17 protein-coding genes are annotated in these 19733 nt (G+C 70.6%); 6 read left to right on the top strand and 11 right to left on the bottom strand.

The genetic code is table 11. The annotated features are described in order from the left end of the window. Window position 1: 1 nt before the first annotated feature. Entirely contained in the window at window positions 2-568 is a 567-nt protein-coding gene (locus Q0A34_RS06735) for a manganese efflux pump MntP family protein (RefSeq protein WP_291479233.1), read from the bottom strand. A gap of 336 nt (window positions 569-904) precedes the next feature. Between Q0A34_RS06735 and Q0A34_RS06730 the strand changes: the two genes are divergently transcribed. From Q0A34_RS06730 to Q0A34_RS06720, 3 genes are read left to right on the top strand one after another with little or no spacing between them, the layout of a single operon-like run. After that, complete coding sequence (locus tag Q0A34_RS06730; protein ID WP_291479232.1) at window positions 905-1276, top strand: GntR family transcriptional regulator; 372 nt, start codon at window positions 905-907, stop codon at window positions 1274-1276. Then, the gene (locus tag Q0A34_RS06725) at window positions 1273-1986 is read left to right on the top strand and encodes an ABC transporter ATP-binding protein (protein WP_291479231.1); all 714 of its coding nucleotides are present in this window, start codon (window positions 1273-1275) and stop codon (window positions 1984-1986) included. Before Q0A34_RS06730 ends, Q0A34_RS06725 begins: the two co-directional genes overlap by 4 nt. Beyond that, entirely contained in the window at window positions 1983-2855 is an 873-nt protein-coding gene (locus tag Q0A34_RS06720) for a hypothetical protein (RefSeq protein ID WP_291479230.1), read from the top strand. The genes Q0A34_RS06725 and Q0A34_RS06720 overlap by 4 nt, the downstream gene beginning before the upstream one ends. Before the next feature lie 25 nt (window positions 2856-2880). Here Q0A34_RS06720 and Q0A34_RS06715 read toward each other — a convergent pair whose 3' ends face one another. After that, complete coding sequence (locus Q0A34_RS06715; protein ID WP_291479229.1) at window positions 2881-4512, bottom strand: hypothetical protein; 1632 nt, start codon at window positions 4510-4512, stop codon at window positions 2881-2883. Between the two features lie 68 nt (window positions 4513-4580). Beyond that, window positions 4581-5849: a DUF3068 domain-containing protein gene (locus Q0A34_RS06710; protein ID WP_291479228.1), complete on the bottom strand. Its 1269-nt coding sequence runs from the start codon at window positions 5847-5849 to the stop codon at window positions 4581-4583. Between the two features lie 170 nt (window positions 5850-6019). Between Q0A34_RS06710 and Q0A34_RS06705 the strand changes: the two genes are divergently transcribed. Continuing rightward, a complete protein-coding gene (locus Q0A34_RS06705; RefSeq protein WP_291479227.1) occupies window positions 6020-7153 on the top strand; it encodes an acyltransferase in 1134 nt (377 codons plus the stop codon). Window positions 7154-7166: 13 nt separating this feature from the next. Here the strand turns inward: Q0A34_RS06705 and Q0A34_RS06700 are convergent, their stop codons facing one another. From Q0A34_RS06700 to Q0A34_RS06690, 3 genes are read right to left on the bottom strand one after another with little or no spacing between them, the layout of a single operon-like run. After that, window positions 7167-10718, bottom strand: a complete 3552-nt coding sequence (locus tag Q0A34_RS06700) for an alpha-(1->3)-arabinofuranosyltransferase family protein (RefSeq protein ID WP_291479226.1) — start codon at window positions 10716-10718, stop codon at window positions 7167-7169. A 33-nt stretch (window positions 10719-10751) separates the two neighbouring features. Next, window positions 10752-10946, bottom strand: coding sequence for a DUF2613 domain-containing protein (locus tag Q0A34_RS06695; protein WP_291479225.1), 195 nt, complete (start codon window positions 10944-10946; stop codon window positions 10752-10754). A 59-nt stretch (window positions 10947-11005) separates the two neighbouring features. Further along, window positions 11006-11569: a universal stress protein gene (locus Q0A34_RS06690; protein WP_291479224.1), complete on the bottom strand. Its 564-nt coding sequence runs from the start codon at window positions 11567-11569 to the stop codon at window positions 11006-11008. A gap of 107 nt (window positions 11570-11676) precedes the next feature. Here Q0A34_RS06690 and Q0A34_RS06685 point away from each other — a divergent pair, with 107 nt between their 5' ends. Together Q0A34_RS06685 and Q0A34_RS06680 are read left to right on the top strand one after the other, a co-directional pair. Then, a complete protein-coding gene (locus Q0A34_RS06685) occupies window positions 11677-12891 on the top strand; it encodes a glycoside hydrolase family 3 N-terminal domain-containing protein (RefSeq protein ID WP_291479223.1) in 1215 nt (404 codons plus the stop codon). A 216-nt stretch (window positions 12892-13107) separates the two neighbouring features. Then, the gene (locus Q0A34_RS06680; protein ID WP_291479255.1) at window positions 13108-14697 is read left to right on the top strand and encodes a VanW family protein; all 1590 of its coding nucleotides are present in this window, start codon (window positions 13108-13110) and stop codon (window positions 14695-14697) included. 487 nt (window positions 14698-15184) lie between these two features. Here the strand turns inward: Q0A34_RS06680 and Q0A34_RS06675 are convergent, their stop codons facing one another. From Q0A34_RS06675 to Q0A34_RS06655, 5 genes are read right to left on the bottom strand one after another with little or no spacing between them, the layout of a single operon-like run. Further along, window positions 15185-16330 carry an acyltransferase family protein gene (locus Q0A34_RS06675; RefSeq protein WP_291479222.1) on the bottom strand — a complete coding sequence of 382 codons (1146 nt, stop codon included), beginning with the start codon at window positions 16328-16330 and terminating at the stop codon, window positions 15185-15187. A gap of 40 nt (window positions 16331-16370) precedes the next feature. Beyond that, window positions 16371-16955 carry a hypothetical protein gene (locus Q0A34_RS06670; RefSeq protein WP_291479221.1) on the bottom strand — a complete coding sequence of 195 codons (585 nt, stop codon included), beginning with the start codon at window positions 16953-16955 and terminating at the stop codon, window positions 16371-16373. Then, the gene (locus tag Q0A34_RS06665) at window positions 16956-18077 is read right to left on the bottom strand and encodes an acyltransferase (protein WP_291479220.1); all 1122 of its coding nucleotides are present in this window, start codon (window positions 18075-18077) and stop codon (window positions 16956-16958) included. A gap of 16 nt (window positions 18078-18093) precedes the next feature. Further along, window positions 18094-18609: a protein tyrosine phosphatase gene (locus Q0A34_RS06660; protein ID WP_291479219.1), complete on the bottom strand. Its 516-nt coding sequence runs from the start codon at window positions 18607-18609 to the stop codon at window positions 18094-18096. Then, the gene (locus Q0A34_RS06655) at window positions 18606-19697 is read right to left on the bottom strand and encodes an acyltransferase (RefSeq protein ID WP_291479218.1); all 1092 of its coding nucleotides are present in this window, start codon (window positions 19695-19697) and stop codon (window positions 18606-18608) included. The genes Q0A34_RS06660 and Q0A34_RS06655 overlap by 4 nt, the downstream gene beginning before the upstream one ends. Window positions 19698-19733: the final 36 nt, after the last annotated feature.

The following is a 19733-nucleotide window of genomic DNA, read 5'->3' as shown; positions in this document are numbered from 1 at the left end:
GTCACGCGGTGAGGTGCTCGACCACGATGCTGACCCCGATGGCGATGAGCACCAGGCCGCCGAGGAAGGTGGCGGGACGTCCGAACGCCCGGCCGCCGTGGTGGCCGAGCCATCCGCCCAGCAGGGACGCCAGGAAGGTGGTCGCGCCGATCAGCCCGACGGCGAGGAGGATGTTGATCGGCACGAGGGCGAAGCCGATGCCGACGGCGAGGGCGTCGATGCTCGTCGCCACGCCGAGGGTGAGCACCGACCGGACGGTGAACGTCGACGAGGGGGATTCCGCCTGTTCCGCAGGTGCGGCGAGGCTGTCGAGGACCATCTTCGTGCCGATGCCGGCGAGCAGTGCGAAGGCGATCCAGTGGTCGACGCTGGTGACGAGGCCGGCGACGGAGGACCCCACGGCCCATCCGATCAGCGGCATCAACGCCTGGAAGGCGCCGAAGACCAGCGACAGCAGCAGGATGCGGCGCATGACGTGTTCGCGGACCGTCGTGCCCTGGACGACGGAGACGGCGAAGGCGTCGGCGGAGACGCTGACGGCGATGAGGAGCAGTTGGGTGGTTGTCACGGGGCGGGACCTCTTCTCGGCTGTTCCGGCAGGGGTGTGCTGGGCCGAAGGTCTCGTTCGCCTGCGCATGCAGGTGAGGTGCCGGGCGGTGCAGGGCACGGCCGGTATGTCGACACATCTCCGGCCGGGACGGCCGGGAACTACTCCCCTTCTCACGGGACGACGCCCGGAGTGGACCGCGCGTCGGAGGAGGACTGTATCAGCAGGTCAGAGAGTGCGAAAGCGCGTTGTCGAGAGTTCGCGCGGGGAAACTCCGGGGTGCACGGGTGTTGACTTCCGCACTTCGTCGTGTCACTGTATTAGGTACCTAGTACAGCGAGACAACAGGAGGTGGCGATGGACTTCGACAACTCGTCGCCGATCTGGAACCAGCTGCTCACCGAGTTCTCCCGGCGCATCGTGGTCGGTCAGTGGACACCGGGGACACGCCTCCCCGGCGTCCGGGAACTCGCCGCCGAACTGGGCGTCAACCCCAACACCGTCCAACGGTCGTTGAGCGAACTGGAACGGGCCGGGCTGTGCCGCACCGAACGGACCGTCGGACGGTTCGTCACCGAGGACGGCGACCGGATCAACGAGGAACGGCAGAACCTGGCCCGTGGCGCCGTCGACGACTACGTCCGACGCGTCCGCGGACTCGCCCTGAGCCGGCACGAGGCGGAGGAACTCGTCGCGGACCGGTGGGCAGAAACGGAGAGGGAACAATGACCGACACACCACGCACCCCGGGGCTGGTCCACACGCGCGGGCTCAGCAAGGACTACGGCCGCCGGGCGGCGCTGGCCGGCATCGACCTGGACCTGCCGCCCGGTCAGGTCGTCGGACTCCTCGGCGAGAACGGCTGCGGGAAGACGACACTGCTCAAGACACTGGCCGGTGTCCTCGCCGGCTACCGGGGCGAGGTGACCGTGGCCGGCCACACCCCGGGTCCGGCGTCCAAGGCGCTGGTGTCCTTCCTGCCGGACGCGGGGTTCCTCATCCCGTCGCACAAGGTCAGCTTCTGCCTGACCATGTGGTCCGACTTCTTCGCGGACTTCGACACCGACAAGGCCCGCGCGATGATCGACGCCTTCGGCATCGACGAGGACCTCCGCGTCAAACAGCTCTCCAAGGGCATGCGGGAGAAGGTGCAGGTGGCCATCGCGATGTCGCGCCGCGTGCCGGTCTACCTGCTCGACGAACCGATCTCCGGGGTGGACCCGTCCGCCCGCGACTCGATTCTCCGGAGCATCATGGCGAACCTCTCGGAGGAGTCGCTGCTGCTGATCTCCACCCATCTCGTCCACGACCTCGAGCCGATGCTCGACGCGGTGGTGATGATGCGCCACGGCCGGGTGCTGCTCCAGGGCAGCGCCGACGACCTCCGCGCACACCACGGCACCAGCCTGGACGGCATCTTCCGGAAGGAGTACCGATGACCACCGCAACTGACGTCGCGACACCCGTCACCCCGACCCGCACCCTCCTCCGCTACGAGTGGCTGCGCACCCGCGGTCTGCTCGCCGTGGTCCTGGGGCTGGCGGCGCTGGCGGTCCTGTTCTGCACGGTGCTGCTCGTACTGGACTGGACGGTCTTCAGCACCCTCGCCGCCGCCGTGGGGATGATGGTCGTCATGGGTTTCACCCCGGTCATGCAGATCGTGCTGGCCGTGGACTACTGGCGGTCCAGCTACGGCGCCTCCGGCTACCTCACCCAGACCATCCCCGCGAAGGGCGGCCGCATCTTCGCCGTGAAGATGCTCTGGGCGGTCGTCGTGACCACCGCCAGCCTGGTCGTGACCGCGCTGCTCGGCTGTGTGCTCTGGACCGGCTTCGCCGCCGGCAACGAGCAGATCGCCGGTCTCGGCGAGATGCTCGGCGAGCTGCGCACCGCACTCCGGGACTCCTCGGCCCCGGGCTGGCTGATCGCCGGCGGGCTGGTGGGAGGCTACCTGGCCACCCTGGTCGCGCCCGTCCAGTACTACTTCTCGATCTCCGTGGGCAAGGAACGGCGGTTGCAGACTCTGGGCGCCGGCGGCCCTGTGCTGGTGTTCCTCCTGCTCGGCATGGTCAGCCAGCTGGTTGCCGTGGTGGGGATGTTCGCCGTCCCGGTGGGGATCACCGGCGACACCACGGGGTGGTCGCTGAGCGGCCACAGCTTCCTGGACGAGATCAGCCGTCAGCCGACCGCGGCATCCCCCTACGAGTCGGTGATGCCCCTGGGCTTCATCCCGCCGATGGTCGTCCTGGTCCTGTTCTGCCTGTGGCGGACCGCGTACTCGTGGAACCGCAAGGTGGAGCTGGAGTAGCCGCCCCGGGGCCGACGCGGTGCGGCTAACGCTCCACCGCGTAGAGGCTCCAGCGCCCGGACGACCAGATCTCGACGTGGTCGGCCAGGACGGAGCGCGCCCCGGTGTCCTCGACGGTGCCGACGGTGCCGTCCTCGACGACGACCAGGTCGACACCCCGCTCGGCCAGGGTGTCCTCCCCGGACGCCAGTTCGCTGAGGGCGGCGACGGTCTCCGGATCCCCGTCGACCAGGGCGCCGTCGACGATGAGGTACCCGGGGTCCACCGGGCGTCCCGGCAGTATCTTCAGGGCCGGGTCCAGGGCGGGACGCCCCTCGACCACCCGGTAGTTACCGGGTGGCCACAGCAGCGTCCGGGCGGTCGTCCCGTGCGCGTCCTGCCAGTCCGACACCCGGTCGGCGAGTCCGTCGTAGGCGCTGTCGAGCTGCACCGGGGCCAGCGTGGCGAGGTCCCGCGGCAGGGCGGGCACGGACACCCAGACCAGGACCAGCGCAACGGCGGCCGCACCGACCTGCCGTCCCCGCGGGAGCAGGGCGAGGCCCTGGCCGAGCAGGACGACCAGGCCCGGCAGGGCGAGGACGACGAACTTCTGGGAGTCGCGGACCAGGCCGGCCCCCGGCACGAACTCCAGGAACCACCCGGTCACGGCCAGGCCCGGGGCCGTCGCCGCCAGCGCGGGCACGGCCACGGCCGCCAGGGCGAGCCAGACCAGGGGAGCACCCCGGAGCCGACTGCGGCGCCACAGGACCACCGCGGTGATGACCGCCAGGCAGGCGAGAACCACCCCCGCGCCCGTGCTGACCGGTGCCAGTGCGTCACGGGAGCCGGGGACGGCGTCGGCGTTCCAGATCCCGCCGAGGCCCGCCAACGCCCCCAGGGTCCCGACGCCCGGCTCGGCCCTGGCGGCGAACAGGGCCGCCCCGGCGGCGTCGGTGCGCGTCGCCGCAGCGCCCGCGTGGAGCAGCGTCGGGATCACCCAGGGCAGGGTCAGGACGGCCCCGGTGCCGACACTGACCAGGAACTTCCGCACTGGCGCGGAGCCCACCAGCGACGCGACCGCCGCGGTCACCGTCGCCAGGATCACCCCGGTCGGGGTGAGGGCGCAGACCGCCATGAGGGCGGCGAGTACGCCCCACGTCCACGGTGGGCGGCGCGCCGCGCACACCGCCACGGCGGGCAGCAGCACCCCGGCCAGCACGACCGACCAGTGCCCCTGCAGCAGACGCTCGGCCACGTACGGGTTCCACAGGGTGACCACCGGCGCGACGACGGCGGCGGGGCCGGCACGGCCGCCGCTGACCTGCCGGACGAGCGCCACAGAGCCCAGTGCGCCGATGTAGCCGCCGAGCAGCATCAGGACACTGACCGTCACCGGCGGGGGGACGAGCGGCGACAGCCAGGCAAGCACGGTGTCCTGGGGGACGGCGCGGGGCAGGCCGTCGGCACCCGTGGCCAGGTCATTCAACGCCATGGAGTGGGGGACGACCATGTCCCGGAGGATCAGGGACGCGGTGGATCCCCCGGGTCGTGCATGGCCGGCGAGGGTGGAGAGGAACGGCCAGAAGACGACGCCGGACAGCAGGGCGCACCAGAGGTGAAGCAGGAGCCTGCGCCGTCTGCCGGGGTGTGGCGGCGGGCCGTGGTCCTGCGTGGTCATCGTCTCATCGTAGGTGCGTGCGGCGGACGACGCCCCGTCAGGGGACACCGCCGGTACGCCGGCCGTGTCTAGCTGCGGTGACGACCGGCGGACCGGGAGAGCAGGACACCGATGACGATCAGCAGGACACCGATGATCCCGGCGCCCCAGGGCACGTAGGTGCCGATGAGCTTCATGGTCTTCAGGCCGTCCTTCGCCCGTGCCATCTGGTTCTCGTGGGTCTCGTCGTTGAACTCACCCGGGTAGTACAGGGCGGTGCGGGTCGGGTTGGCCAGCTCACGCTCGCGGTTCTCCGGCTTGGCCATCTCCGCGGCCTCCTCGTCGTCGCGGGCGTAGTACATCCACACCTCCTCGGCACCGTGGACGATGACGCCGGTGTCCGGCTGGACGCGCAGCACACGGTGCACGGTGTAGTAGCGGCTCATCTCGACCTCGGGGCCGAGGTCGGCGTCGTCCCCTGCGCCTTCGCCCTCTCCGTCTGTGCCGTCCCGGTCGTCGTCGTTGGTGGTGGCGGACTCGTCCTCCGGGTCCCATCCCTCGACCTCGTCGGGGGTCAGCCCCCACTTCGCGGCCGGGAAGGACAGCTTCAGCGAACCCAGGGACTGGCGGTCGGCGGCGCTGAGCTCGCCGTCACCCTTGAGCATCGCCTCGACGTTGGGGTACATCTCCGACGGGCCGATCTCCTGCTCGAAGCGGTAGACCGTCTCGCCGTCCATCTTCTCCCGGTCGACGAAGTCGATGTCGTTGGTCTCCATCAGCCGGTGGTCGAAGTACGGGTAGGCCTTCTTCTCCGTGTTGAAGGGGAACTGGAACTGCAGACCCGTACGGGTGAACTGGGGGACGTCCTCCTGGACGTTGCCGCCTTCGACGCCGGGGGCGGTGATGTTCAGTGACGAGGTCGGCTCGTCGACGGGCAGTGCAGTCTTGCGGTCCAGGGTGACCCGGTCGATCTCGGCGGAGAGCAGGTTCTCCGGTTCCGGCAGGTCGGCCTGGTACACGGTGCCGCCGGCCTCCAGGGTGACCACGTCGTCGTCGGTGGGGTCCTGGGCCATCACGAACCGCTGGGACTGGATGTCGGTGTCCGGCCAGATGAAGCAGCTGACGACCTTGTTCTCCCCACGGCACTCGGGACGGGACTCCTTGCCGGCCACCGGCTTGTCGGCGGCGAGCGCCCCGGCGTCGGTGAGGATCCCCGGCGTGACCTTGGTGACCGTCGCCGACTCGATGTCCTTCGGTATCACCTTGCCCTTGGGGAGGACGTAGATCGGCAACGCCAGCGCAATGACCAGCAGTGCGGCGCCGAGAATGATGGCGAGGTGGGAGAAGACCTTCTTCATGTGGCCTGGTTCCTGTCCTGGTGTACGTCAGAGAGCGGTGTGTCCACGGCTACTTTACCTGCTGAAACTAGGATCCGGGGGAGGAACGCCCCCTGAAGGACAACCGGGGTGAGAGACGTTCACCCCGGAGCCGCCCGGAATGCAGCGTCACCACGGTAACCTGATGCGCGATGAGCACGTCGAGCAGGTCCCCGAAACCCTTCCTCCCCGCCCTGGAGGGGATGCGCGCGGTCGCCGCGCTGGGGATCATCGTCGCCCATGTGGCGTTCCAGACCGGGAACGACACCGGACCGCTGGTCAACAGGATGATGGCCCGCCTGGACTTCTTCGTCCCGGTGTTCTTCGCGCTCTCCGGTTTCCTGCTGTGGCGGCGCCATGCAGCGGAGACCGGGTGGGCGTCCTACTACGTCAAACGTCTGGCCCGGATCATGCCGGCCTACTGGGTGACGGTGGTCGTGGTGCTGCTGCTGTTCCCCGTCGCCTCGGAAGGGGGTGGGCCGGGGGCGGTCGCGACGGTGGCGAACCTGCTGCTGATGCAGAACTACGTGCCGGACGGCCTGGTCGGCGGGCTCACACACCTGTGGTCCCTGTGTGTGGAGATGTTCTTCTACCTGCTCATGCCGCTGCTGGCGCTGGCGGTGGGGAGGCGACGACGACGGGTCAGGGTCGTAGCGATCCTCGGGGTGGGTGCGCTGAGCTACCTCTGGCCGTTCGTCGCCTGGCACGACGCGGAGGTGAACGCGCACATCATGCCGTGGGCCTTCCTCTCGTGGTTCGCGGCGGGACTGCTGGCGGCCGAACTCGAGGGGTGGCTGGCCGACCTCGGTGCCCGCGGCCGGGACGACACGGTCCGGCAGGTCCGGCGCTGGGCCGGACGACGGTGGATCTGGATCCTGCTGGCGGCGCTGGCGGTGGTCGTCGCGGCGGTGGATGGGCCCGAGGGGCTGGTGACGGCGGGGGACGGGGAGTTCGCGCGGCGCAACCTCTACGGGCTCGTCTTCGCCGCCAGCCTGATCGTCCCGTGGGCGGTGGAGCCGCGGTCCAGGGTGCTTGACTCCGCGGTGATGCAGGCGTTGGGGCGGTGGTCGTACTCGATCTTCCTGTGGCACATGGCGATGCTGTCGCTGGTCTTCCCGTTGCTGGGGGTGGGGCTGTTCCAGGGGCAGACCGTGCTTGTCCTGGTGGCGACGGTGGCGCTGACGGTGCCGGTCGCCGCGCTGAGCTACGCCCTGGTGGAGGATCCTGCGCGGCGCGCGGTGAACCGGTGGTGGCGTGGCCGGTCACTCGACGGGTCGGTCAGGTAGTCCCTGACCCCAGTCAGGCAGGGTCCTCGTCCCGTGCTCGGCGCCCGCCGGCGAGCGCCCCGCACGCCGTGGCGACGAGGCACCCGACGAACAGCAGCTGGGGGACCCACGAGTAACCGGCGTAGTCGCCGCCCCACGGCCCGCGTACCGCCATCGCCGCCCCCGCCCCGCCGAGCACCGTCGCCAGGGTGCCCGGACTGACCAGGCGACGGAGGAGACGCGCCGCGGCGGTGTCGGCGACCCCGGTGGGCAGGCGCCGGAGCAATGTCGGGCCCCCGGAGGCCAGGGCCATCGTCGTCACACCGACGATTCCGCCGGGAAGACCGGCGACCAGCACCGACAGGGCCAGGACACCGGCCGCCGCGCTGAGACGTGCCACCGCACCCGCCGCCGGGGCCGCAACCCAGTCGGTCACCGCCTCACCCGGGCGGCGCCTCCCCGGCCACCACGTGAACAGCCACGCCGCCAGCAGGACCAGGGCGCCGAGCAGCCCGGCCCCCAGCCACCGCTGGTAGGTGTCCGTCGCGGTGAAGTGGACGTCCACCGCCGCGGAGACCTCGTCGTCGGACTTCCCGTCGGCGACGTCGGCGGGCACCACCCACCCCTGCTGCCAGCCGTTCACGGTGACGGGGTCCAGGGTGACGCCGTCCAGCTCGGCGGCGCGCCCGGGGTTCACGGCGGTGGAGGTCACGACGACCCGGTCGCCGTCGCCCCCGTCCTGCGGCGGCGGGGCGTCCCGGACATCCAGTGACATCCACCGGTCGCGGCTGCGGATCTCGTGCTCCCCGGGTGAGAGTGTCACGGTGTCGCCGCAGGCCACGGGCATGCCGTCGACGGTGCTGGCCGTCTCCCTCCCCGCGGCGCACCGGTCGGTGGTCACCGTCACGGGCACCGCCGGCCCGTCCGGCACCGTGACGGTGCGGCGCATCTCGAACTCGTGGATCTCCTGGCCCAGCACCCACCGCCGCGGTGTGCCGTCGACGGGCGGCACCACGATGTCACGGCGCGGGGTCACGTCCTGCCCGCTGTCCAGCTCGGTGAGCGTGACCTCGCTGAGTCCAGGGTCCGCCCAGGAGCCGACGATGCGCAGTTCCACCCGGTCGGCCTCGCCGCTGGGCAGGATCACGGGGCGGTCGTCGGTGTCGGCCTCCCGGTAGCCCGGCACCAGTGTTGTCGTCGAGGCCACCGTGTCCCCGTCGAGGTAGGTGGTCACCTGCACACGCACCGGGCCGCCGGCGGCACGCGCCGACAGTGACATCTGGGAGCGGGGTTCGTCCAGGTCGAGGGTGAGTGTCTGGTTGACCGGTGAGCCGGTGCCCGGACGCCACGCGGTCTCCGCCACGCCGTCCACGGCGGCGGACGGGCCGGAGTAGGGTTCCGCACCGCCGAGTGACGTCGGGTCGGCGGCCGAGGAACTCGCCGTGACCCTGCCGCCACGTTCCCGCACCTGGGTGAGGTCGGCGTCGTCGAGCCCTGTGGGGTAGTCGCGGACGGGGTTGCGGGTGGTCCGGTCGTCCTCTGCGGCGAGGACGGCGGATTCGGCGCCGGTGACGTTGCCGTAGTTGTGTTCACGCAGGGCAGGGGTGTCGGTGACGGTCTCCGGGGGGCGGCCGGCGGCACCGGCGAGCCCGTCGGGGACGTCCTGCGCCAGGATCCGGTCGCGGGGGGCGCGTCCCGCCGCGGCATCGGCGGCGGCGAGACGCGGCAGGACCTCCGGTCCACCGGCGGTGACCTCCAGGTCCCCGGCGCCGACCACACGCGTGCCCGACCGGTCGTCCGGGACGCCGCCGGTACGCTCGGAGCCGTCCACCCGGAAGATCCTGATGTCCCCGTCGCCGAAGTCGGCGACCTCGCTGAACCCGTCCGCCGCGGCGGACCGGGTGAGGGTTCGCAGCACGGCCCGGGCGCCGGGGGTGTCGGCGGCGCGGGCCAGGTCGGTGCGGACCAGCAGGTACCCCACCCCCTGCTGCAGCAGGGCGTCCGCCAGCGCCGGGTTCGCGCCGGACGCGCCCTCGGCGGCGAACTCGCGCTGCAGACCGTCGAGCCCGCGGATCGCCTCCGGGGGGACCAGCGGGACGGCGTCGCGCACCACCCAGGGGACGTCGAGCAGTGCCTGCGCCGGCTCGTCCCGGGTGTTCCCCCAGGTCTGTCGGGCGGTCCGCGCCTCGGGCAGGATCATGGTGCGGGTCTCCGCGGCGCCGTGGGCCGGGTCGTTGAGCCAGTCCGCGGCCTGCCGCCAGGAGGACGGCACGGCACGGTAACCGTCCTCCGGCACCAGCCGTCCGGTCCACGCGGGTGCGGTGGCGACGGCCACGACGAGCAGCACCGCCGTCGCGGACACGACCGGCCGGTTGTTCTCCGGTCGCAGCCACGACCCGGCGTCACGCGGGACGGTGAGCCCGCCCAGCAGGTGGGCCACGCCCACGACCAGTGGGAGGTGGACCATCGCGTCGAACTTGTGCAGGTTGCGCAACGGCGCCCCCGCCCCGTCCAGGAAGGCCTGGACCTGCTCGGCGACCGGGGAGAACGGTGCCGCGGCGACCCCGAAAACGGCCACCCCCACGCCCAGGACCACCAGCCACGACCCCGCGAAGGGCATCCGGCCGCGCACTCCGGCCAGCCCCGCCAGGCCCAGCAACGCCACCGCCAGCGTGGCGGCCACGAACAGTGCCTCGGTGGCCAGCGCGAACCCGGCCTGGCGTTCCGTGGACAGGAACGCCGTCCAGCTCGTCGTCCCCCGAAGAACCTCACCCAGGTTGAACCAGTGCGTGGTCAGCCCGGCGGCCTCGATGTAGTCGGTGAACGGCGGGGAGTACCGCCCCAGGATCAGCAACGGGCCGATCCACCAGAAACAGGCCAGGATACCGCCCGGCACCCACCAGGCGGCGAGCCGCCACGCCGTCCGCCGTCGCACCGGGGCGTCGGCGGCGGCACCACCGGTGGCGAACACCCCCTGCGTCAGCCACCACAGCACCGCCGGCACGACCGCGGCCAGCGTCGCCACGGCGTTGACCGCACCCAGGCACAGCACGGCCACGGCCGACCCCAGGCCCGCGGCGGCGAGACGCCGGGTCGTCGGACGCGGTCCGGGCAGCAGCACCCGCACCACCGGCAGCATGATCCACGGCACCAGTGCCACGGTCCACGCCTCCGAGGAGATCGCCCCGAGGGTGGTCAGGATCCGCGGACTCAGTGCGAACAGGACCGCCGCGACCAGTCGCGACGAGCGTGACCCGGTCCCCGTCGCCTCAAGTAGTCTGACCACCCCGGCGAAGGCCAGGAACAGCAGCAGCGCCCACCACAGCCGCTGGGCCAGCCAGTCCGGCAGGGGGTCGAGAAGAGCGAAGAACAGGCCCTGGGGGAAGAGGTACCCGTATGCCTGGTTCTGGAGCTGCCCCAGCGGGAACACGTCCGTCCAGGGGGACAGGGCCTGCGTGAGGAAACCCCACGGGTTCGCCGTGAGGTCGTATTTGGTGTCGGCGACGGTGAGCCCCGCCCCCTGGAGCAGGGACAGCAGGAGCCACAGCAGTCCGGCGAGTCCCCAGCCGCGACGGGAGAGTGTCACACCTGCCAGTCCTGCCTGTGCTGCCTGTGCTGCCTAACGCCGCTCGCCGTACTGGATCGACCCCATCACCGCGTCGTCCACGGCGATCTTGTTGGTCGGCAGGTCCGTGGAGTCGGCGACACTGCCGGCGAACAGTGCCACGGCACCGCCGAGGACGACGCCGACGACGGCGGAGGCGATGGCGGGGCCGAGCGTGCGGCGGGGCTGAGAGTCAGTCTCGGTGGGCATGGTCTTTCCCGTCAGTGGAGGTCGGTGGTGCAACGTCGGACGATATTCACCAGATGATACTACCCGGCCGCCCCGTCGGTGCCGATATCACTGTCCTCGTCGTCGACGGACGGGACGATCAGCACCGCGCGGCCCGCGTGCTTGACCAGGCTGTCGGACACACTGGACTGCAGCAGTGACCGCCAGCCGCTCAACGCACGGGACCCCGCCACGATGATGCTGACGTCCAGCTCGCGGGCGGCGTCGACGATCGCACTCCAGATCGCGGTGGCGGACTCCACCAGGAACGGCTCGGTGCGGAACCCGTGCCCCTCCGCCAGGGCCACGCCCTCGCGGCAGATCGCCACCGCGTCGGCGTAGGCGGGGTCCTCGGTGTCGTCCGTGACGGCCGACCAGTCGTGCTGCATCATCCCGCTCATGCCGGCGGTGCGGGCGGCCTGCCGGTGGATCGGCTCCCACACGGTGAGGATGTAGGCGTTCTTCGTCGACAGGAAACGCCCCGCGTAGTCGATGGCGCCGCGGGCCTCGTCGGAACCGTCGAAGGCGATGAGGACGGTGTCCCCGTCGAAGGTGCCGACGTTCTCCGTCTCCTGGGCTGTCTCGTTCCTGGATTCGCTAGCCATGCCCACGAGCGTAGTACGGTCGGTGGAGTCAGGACGGCACAGTCGACATGTCGTCCGGGATTTTTCCGGCGCCCCGTCGGGGACACAGAAGAAAGCAGAGGTCACGCGTGCCCACAGTCCGACGCCGCACCCCGGCAACCGTTCTCGCCGCCGCGACGGCCGGCGCACTGGCGTTCAGTCTCGTGGCGTGTTCCACGCAGGACGGCGGCGCCGGCACGTCCACGACGGACGCGGCGGTCCCGTCCACGTCCGCCGCGTCCGCCTCGCAACCCTCGTCTCCCTCGTCACCCTCGTCACAGCCCTCCTGCGTGGACGGTGACCAGGACCTGGCGACCCTCGCCGCCTCGACCCTGGCGGTCGGGGTGGTCGGCTTCGACGACGCCGCGGAGGCGGTGGACGCCGGCGTTCGCCACATCTTCATCGGCTCCTCCACCGACCTGTCGATCCTGGACGGCCAGGGTGACCCGGAGCGGAGCATCTCCGCGCTCAAGCAGCGGGCCGCGGACGCCGGTGGGGAACTCACCGTCTCCGTCGACGAGGAGGGAGGGCAGGTCCAGCGGCTCGGGGATATCATCGGCGACCTGCCGTCCGCCCGCGAACTGGCGGACACCCGATCGCCGGAGGAGGTCCGCGGCGTCTTCGCCGAGCACGGCCGCAAGATGCACGACCTGGGCATCACCATGGACTTCGCGCCGGTGGTGGACCTCGCCGGCGGGGAGTCGGTCAGCGACAACGCCATCGGCGACCGGGCGTTCTCGGACGACCCCGGCACGGTCACGGACTACGGCCGGGCCGCGGTGGAGGGCCTGCTCGACGCGGACGTCACCCCGGTGATCAAGCATTTCCCGGGCCACGGCCACGCCACGGGCGACTCGCATGAGGGCACGGTCACCACACCGCCGATCGGGGAGATGGGGGCGGACCTCGCGCCGTTCGCCGAGCTGTCGCAGATCCCGGGTGTCGCCGTGATGGTCGGGCACATGCAGACCCCGGGGCTCGACGCCGGTGACGTCGCCGGTGCGGAGACCCCGTCGTCGTTGAACCCGGCGGCGTACAGGCTGCTGCGCGACGGCGCCGGGGACGGTCCCGGCTTCGACGGCATCGTCTTCACCGACGACCTCACCGGCATGCAGGCCATCACCGACCTGCACGACGGGCCGCAGGCGGTGGTGCAGGCGCTGCGTGCGGGGGTGGACGCGCCGCTGACCTCCACGGCCGCCGACGTCCCGGCGACGGTGGACGGTCTCGTCGCCGCGGTGGAGAACGGGGATCTCGACCGTGACCGGCTGACGGAGGCGGCGGACAGGCTCTGCGCAGTCTGAGCTTCGGGTACCGCCGGGGCATAATGACGGGTTATTGTGAATGACGTGAGCAGTAGCAACCCCAACGCCAGCAGCGCCACAGGATCCACCGACCCGTCGGAGGACCAGTGGGGCTCCCAAGGCAGCAAGCACCGGCGGAAGCGTCGCCTGTGGCCGGTGTGGACTGTCGCGGGAATCGTCGGGCTGGGGGGAATCCTCTACGCCACCGACATCATCATGACCGAGGGCAACGTGCCCCGTGGCGTGACGGTCGGCGGCGTCGACGTGGGCTCGATGTCGAAGTCGCAGGCTGAGGCGCGGCTGAAGAACCAGTTGTCCGACAGTGCCCGGGCCGAGGTGGAGGTCACCGCCGGTGACATGTCGACCACCCTGGACCCGGCGCGGTCGGGCCTGTCCATCGACTGGGCGGCGACGATCGACCAGGCCGGGCAGCAGCCGCTGAACCCGGTCACCCGGGTGATGAGCTTCTTCCAGCAGCGTGAGGTCGGCACGGTCAGCGCCTACAACGACGAACTGCTGGGCCGCACCCTGACCCGCGTGGAGCAGGAGCTCACGCGTGAGCCGGAGAACGCGGAACTGTCCATCGACGACAAGGGTGCGGCGGATATCGTCGACGACGTCGCAGGGCAGAAAGTGGACCCTGACGAGGTGCGCTCGGCGGTGCGGGAGCACTGGCTCAACGAGCGCCGCCAGGTCAGTGTGGACGCGGAGGTCACCGAGGCCGACGTGCGTCGTGACGCCGCGGACAAGGCCGTCGAGGAGGTCGTGGACAAGGTCACCGACGGCGACGTCGTCTTCGAGGGGCGTGACGACACCGACGGTGTGCTGCGTCCCGCGGACATGGGACGCATCGTCACCTTCGTCCCGGAGGACGGTGACTTCCGGGTCGACTGGGACCGCGAAGCCGCCCAGGAGATCCTCGACGGACAGCTCGGGGACACCGAGGTCGAGTTCCGCAACGCCGGGTTCACCGGCAGCGGACGTGATCTCGAGGTCACCCCGTCCCAGGACGGTGTCCTCATCGACTGGGACAAGACCCTCGACCCGATCGAGGAGAAGCTGCTGGACACCAGGGAGCGCCGCCACGAGGTGACCTACGAGGAGAAGAAGGCGACCTACACCACGGAGATGGCGGAGAAGGCCAGTTTCGACGATGTCGTCGGGTCCTTCACCTCCGGCGGTTTCGCCGACGACTCCGGGGTGAACATCCGGCGGGTCGCCGAGCAGGTGAACGGGGCGATCGTGCTGCCGGGCGAGACCTTCAGCCTCAACGGGTACACCGGTCCCCGTGGTGAGGCGCAGGGGTACGTCGAGGCCGGTGTCATCCAGGACGGTCACGCGGACAAGGCCGTCGGCGGCGGCATCAGCCAGTTCGCCACCACCCTGTACAACGCGTCCTACTTCGCCGGGATGGAGGACGTGGCGCACACCCCGCACTCGTACTACATCGACCGGTACCCGGCCGGGCGTGAGGCCACGGTCTTCGAGGGGGCCATCGACCTGCAGTTCAAGAACCCCTTCGACACCCCGGTGCTGATCGAGGCGCGGGCGGACTCCAGTTCGCTCACCGTGGACATGCGTGGGGTGAAGCAGGTCGAGGTCGAGTCGGACACGGGTCCCCGGACGAACTTCACCGACCCCGAGCGTGTCGAACTCTCCGGTGACAAGTGTTCGCCGTCCTCGGGCGCACGCGGGTTCACCGTCACCGACACCCGGACGGTGCGTGACCTCGACGGCGCGGTGGTGTCGCGGGACACCACGACCACGGTGTACGACCCGGCGCCGATCGTGACCTGCAAGGACTGAGGAACGGTCTGACCTGGCGCACACAGTCGGGCCCGTCACCGGAAAGGAGTTCCGGTGACGGGCCCGACTGTTTCTCATGTGCCGCGCCACCGGGGTCGTGAGGAGAGACTCCGGACGGTTTCCACGCGGACACACCGTGAGAGAGGAGAGGGGGACGGTGCAACGTGGGCGTTGAGGGGTGCGGTGCCCGGAGGGGCCGGTGGCGGACTGTTGAGTTGTCTGCCAGTGGCTGAGACCGGGGGCGTGGAGAGGGCCGTGGATCACCGGTCGCTCGTTGCTGGCGTGCCATGAAGATAGGCAGGCCACCTGGTCATCTGCAACGGCGGAAAACACGCTGTGGGGGTAGCCACCTGGCTACCCGCACGTCATCCCCCCGAGGAAATTGACAGCGTTCTTCCAGTACAGGTGCACTATCGTTTCTCCGGTGCCGATGTTACGCCCCCGGGAGACAATTTCTTCCGGGGGTAGAACCTCAGGAAGTCTACGCTTAGCTCACGTCTCTGACATGCTGCGTCAACGTCCGCGACACCTTCCCGTCACCTCTGGCGGGGAGGGTGTTGGCCCCCTCACCCGGCCACGGGGCGATGAACAGTCCCGGCAGCGGACGCAGCACCCGCCACACCAGCAGTGTGCCCGCGACGGTGAGGACGGTGAGCACGACCGTCCCCGCCGCGGCGGTCAGCGGGGTCGACGGGACACCCGGGTCGTAGGTGAGCAGCACGCCGAGGACCGGGAGGTGGAGCAGGTAGACCGGCAGGGTGTTGCGGCCGAACCAGTCCAGGTGCAGCCAGGGCAGGTGGCGGGCGACGAGGGTGGCCGCGGTGATCCCGGTCGCCATGCCCAGCGCGGTCAGCGGCAGCCAGAAGACGGAGGACAGGCCGACGCCGGAGACCGTCACCCCGACGATCCCCGCAGACCACACCCCGCCGGTCGCCGCCAGCGTCCACAGTGAGGAGCGGTCGGCGACCGCGGCGATGATCCGGTGACCGTACACACCGAACTGGAAGACCACCAGGTGGGTGAGGGTGCGTTCCCAGGCGAAGTTCTCCACGGTGACCCAGTCGAAGGCGACCGGCAGCGACACCGCGGCGCCGAGGGCGAACTGGATCCACAGCGGCAGGGGCCGCAGCAGCTTCACCACCGCGTAGTACATCGCCAGGGCGTAGATGAACCAGGGACCGTAGCTGGGGTCGAGCGGGACCCCGACGAGGTGGGCGAGCGTGTAGTCGGCGTGGTTCCAGGGGAACACCTGGGCGGAGAGGGTCCACAGGGCACTCCACAGGAGGAAGAGCCACAGGAACGGCCCCAGCCGGTTCTGCACCTGCCACTGCCAGGGCCGGTCGATCCGGCGCAGGAAGAAGTAGCCGGCCATCGCGAAGAACAGCGGCATGCGCACGGTGCGCAGCGGGGACATGGCGTCGAGGACGAGGGGGTCGTACCAGGACTGGTCCACGGCCTCCGTGGCGACGTGCATCAGCACGACCAGCAGGATGGCGGCCCCCTTGACGGTGTCGATCCAGGCGACGCGGTTCGCATGTGTGCCCGGGGTGCCCTGCGTGCCCGGGGAGCCTGGGGTGGAATGGCCTGCAGGGGTGGTCGTGGTGGTGGGCGACCGGGAAGAGCGTTCAGTCACGGGAGACTCCTTCGGAGAGTGAGGTGAGCGGGGATCAGGGTCAGCAGTCGAGGGTGGTCATGGCACGGCCCCAGCCGGCGGTCTGGTAGCCGGCCTGCTTGAGGTGGGTGAGGGGTGCGCGGGAGCTGGCGGGGCGGTTGACCGACAGGTCGCCGTCCCAGCACCGGCTGACGTAGAGCCGCACGCGTTCGACGTGTTCGCGGCCGGTGGCCAGCACCATCGCGGAGGTCCAGTTGTTCTGCTCCGCCAGCCGGGCGAACTCCCGGGCCTCACCGCGGGTGGTGGACGGGTCGGGGGTGAAGCAGTGCACCTTGACGCCCTCCAGGGGTGCGCACCAGGAGTCGCGGAAGCTCTGCACCCCGGTGGGGTCGGAGATCACCAGGTCGGTGACGCCGTGCTCCTGCGCCAGCCGTCGGGCGTCGGTGACGTCGGAGGGGGCAGCTCCACCGACCTGCATCAGGACGTCCACGTCCGCGGGGAACGGGTCGAGGCGGGGGAGGTAGATCTTCGTCACCGCGAACCAGGACCACAGGGTCAGGACGAAGGCCAGGAGCAGGACGCCCACCCGGAGGGCCCGGGTGAGCGGGGCCGGTGTCCGGATCCTGGGCTGGCGGGCGTGTCGCATCTACCTGTTCCTCACGGCTGCCCCGTCCGGGGCCCGGTCACCTTCCCGCGTCCCGGCGGCCTGTTCGGTTCCCGGTCCCCTGTGCGGTCCACTGTGCGCTCCACCAGCAGGGGCGTTCCTGGTGTTCGCCCCCTCGCCGGTCCACGGGGCGATGTACACCCCGGGGACGGCCCTGGTGATCCGCCAGATGGCCAGGGCGCCGGCGACGGCCAGGGCGGTGCACAGCAGAGGCACACCCACCGCCACCGCGGCGGTGGACGGGAGACCGAGGTCGAGGCTGTAGAGGGCGCCGAGCAGCGGTACGTGCAGCAGGTAGATCGGCAGGGTGTTCTTGCCCACCCAGGCGAGTCTCAGCACAGCGGCGTGGCGGTCGAGGAGCACCGCGGCGGTGATGCCCATCGCCATGCCCAGTGCGGTCACCGGGACACGGCCGAGGTTGTCGAGCCCGGCACCCAGGACGAACAGTGCCGCGGTCCCCGCGCCCCACAGGACGCCGTACCCGAGCAGCCGCCACACGGAGGCGTGGTCGGCCACGGTGGCCAGGAGACGGTGGCCGAGTGCGCCGATCTGGAACGCGATGAAGTGTGACAGCAGCGAGGTCCACACCCACGAGTCCAGGGTGAGGACACCGCAGGCCACCGGGAGGGAGACTGCGGCGCCGACGAGGAACTGCAGCCACACCGGCAGCGGGCGCATCAGCTTGACCGCCACGGTGTAGATCGCCAGGGCGTAGATGTACCAGGGGCCCACCGAGGGGTCGACGAACAGGTGGGCCCCGTCCTGCAGGGTGGTGGGGCCGGAGTCGCCGGCACGGTGCCAGGGGAGCACCTCGAAGGCGAGCAGCCAGATCACGGTCCAGAGGACGAACAGCCACAGGAACGGGCCGATGCGGTTGCGGAGCTGCCAGGACCACGGCCGGTCGACGCGCCGCAGGATGAAGAAACCGGACATGGCGAAGAACAGGGGCATGCGAACGGTGAGCAGGGCGGAGGTGAGCATGGACAGCTGGTCACCGGACCAGGGTTTGTCCTGGGCGAGACTGACCGCGTGGTAGAGGACCACCAGGATCACGGCGACACCTTTCACCGTGTCGATCCAGGTGAGCCGGGGAGAGGACGGCATGGGGGCTCCTAGACAGTCAGTGGGAGATCAGTGTGGCCAGTGCGCGGACGTCGTCCGCGACGGCGTCGAGGAGTGCGTCGTACTCCGTGACGGAGGTGAACCCGACGGGGTCCGGGTGGTCGTGGAGGATCCGGGGCAGCCGGTGCCGCAGGTGCGGCAGCTGCGTCAGTGAGGTCAGGTCGCCGCTGCGGTGCCATTCGGCGAGCTGGTGCAGGCGGAAGGAGCGTTTCAGCAGGGACGGTGCGATGCGCAGGCAGTGGTCGACGTGGGCCTTCTCGAGACCGACGACGAGGTCGGCCTCCTGCAGGATCCGGCGGTTCACCCGACGCGCGGTGAACCCGGTCCCGTCGATCCCTCGATGGGCCAGGAAGTCCAGTGACCGGGGGTCCATCGGGTAGCCGCTCATCCCGGCGGTGCCGGCGCTGGCGACGGTGACGGTGTCGGCGGAGGAGGCGGCGAGTTCGGCGCGGAGCAGGTGCTCGGCGACAGGCGAGCGGCAGACGTTGCCGGTGCAGACCATGAGGACCTTCATCGGCTGCCCCGTCCCGCCTGCGGCTTCTCGCCGAGGACGACCCGTCCGACGCGCCACCGGCGCAGCACCGTCACCCCGAGGATCGACAGGGCGACGCCGCCGACGGTGAGGCCCACGACGAGCACGGGCGGGGAGACGGCGTCGGTGAGCCCGCTGGCGTCGGTGAGGACGCGTACCGCGCCGATGGCGAAGGAGTGCAGCAGGAAGATCCCGGAGGAGTACCCGCCGATCCACGCGAGCTGCCGGTTGGCCAGTGACCAGCCGAGGAAGACCAGGGGGAAGAGGATGCCGAGACCGACGCCGACGAGACTGTGGCGGGAGTCGAAGGCACCGTCCGTCCCCGGCATGGCGCCGGTCAGTGCGAGCTGGACGACGACGGCGGCGAGGACGAGCACCGCGGTGCTGCCCCACCGGGTGGCGGGGGTGGTGGGGACCAGGGAGAAGCGGCTCATGGCCACGCCCGCGAGGAAGAACGGTGCCAGCGTCAGCGCCTGGCCCACCTGCAGGAAGCGGAACTGTTCGGTGTGGGTGACCAGGACGACCGCCAGGGAGGCGCAGAACACCACGCCGAAGGTGAGGCGGGAGGACAGCAGGGAGCGGGAGTCCGCCAGGGCGACCACGGCGAAGAACCAGAAGGTGGTCAGCAGGAACCAGTACGGGCTCAGTGAGAACAGCAGCCAGTTCAGGGGGTCGAGGTCACGGCTGGAGTTCGTGCCGTCGAGGTAGACCTGGGTGAGGCCGATGGCGGGGACGAAGATCACGTAGGGCACGAGCAGCCGGCGGGCCTTCTTGCCCATGAAGGTCAGGTAGCCGCCGGGGGCGTGCAGGGGGCGCCAGGCGTACACCAGTCCGGAGAGCAGGGTGAACAGCGGCATGCGCAGGTAGTCGACGGAGTCGGTGTAGTAGCGCAGGGCGCTGTCGTCGGCGACGTGGAGCCCGTCGGTGCTGTCGTACCCGATGACGTGGAAGCTCACCAGGAGCAGGCAGGCGACACCGCGGAGCGTGTCGACGGGGAGGTTGCGTGACGGGGGACTGGGGGCGTGGCCGGTTGCCACGGCAGTCTCCTGCCGGATCTTGTTGGAGGTCATCGAACCGTCCTACGTGGTGTGAGGGGTGAATCGAAG

It is taken from the genome of Corynebacterium sp., assembly GCF_022712195.1.
GTDB lineage: Bacteria > Actinomycetota > Actinomycetes > Mycobacteriales > Mycobacteriaceae > Corynebacterium.
The sequence above is the reverse complement of the archived record's forward strand: the minus strand, read 5'-3'. Positions and strand labels throughout refer to the sequence as shown.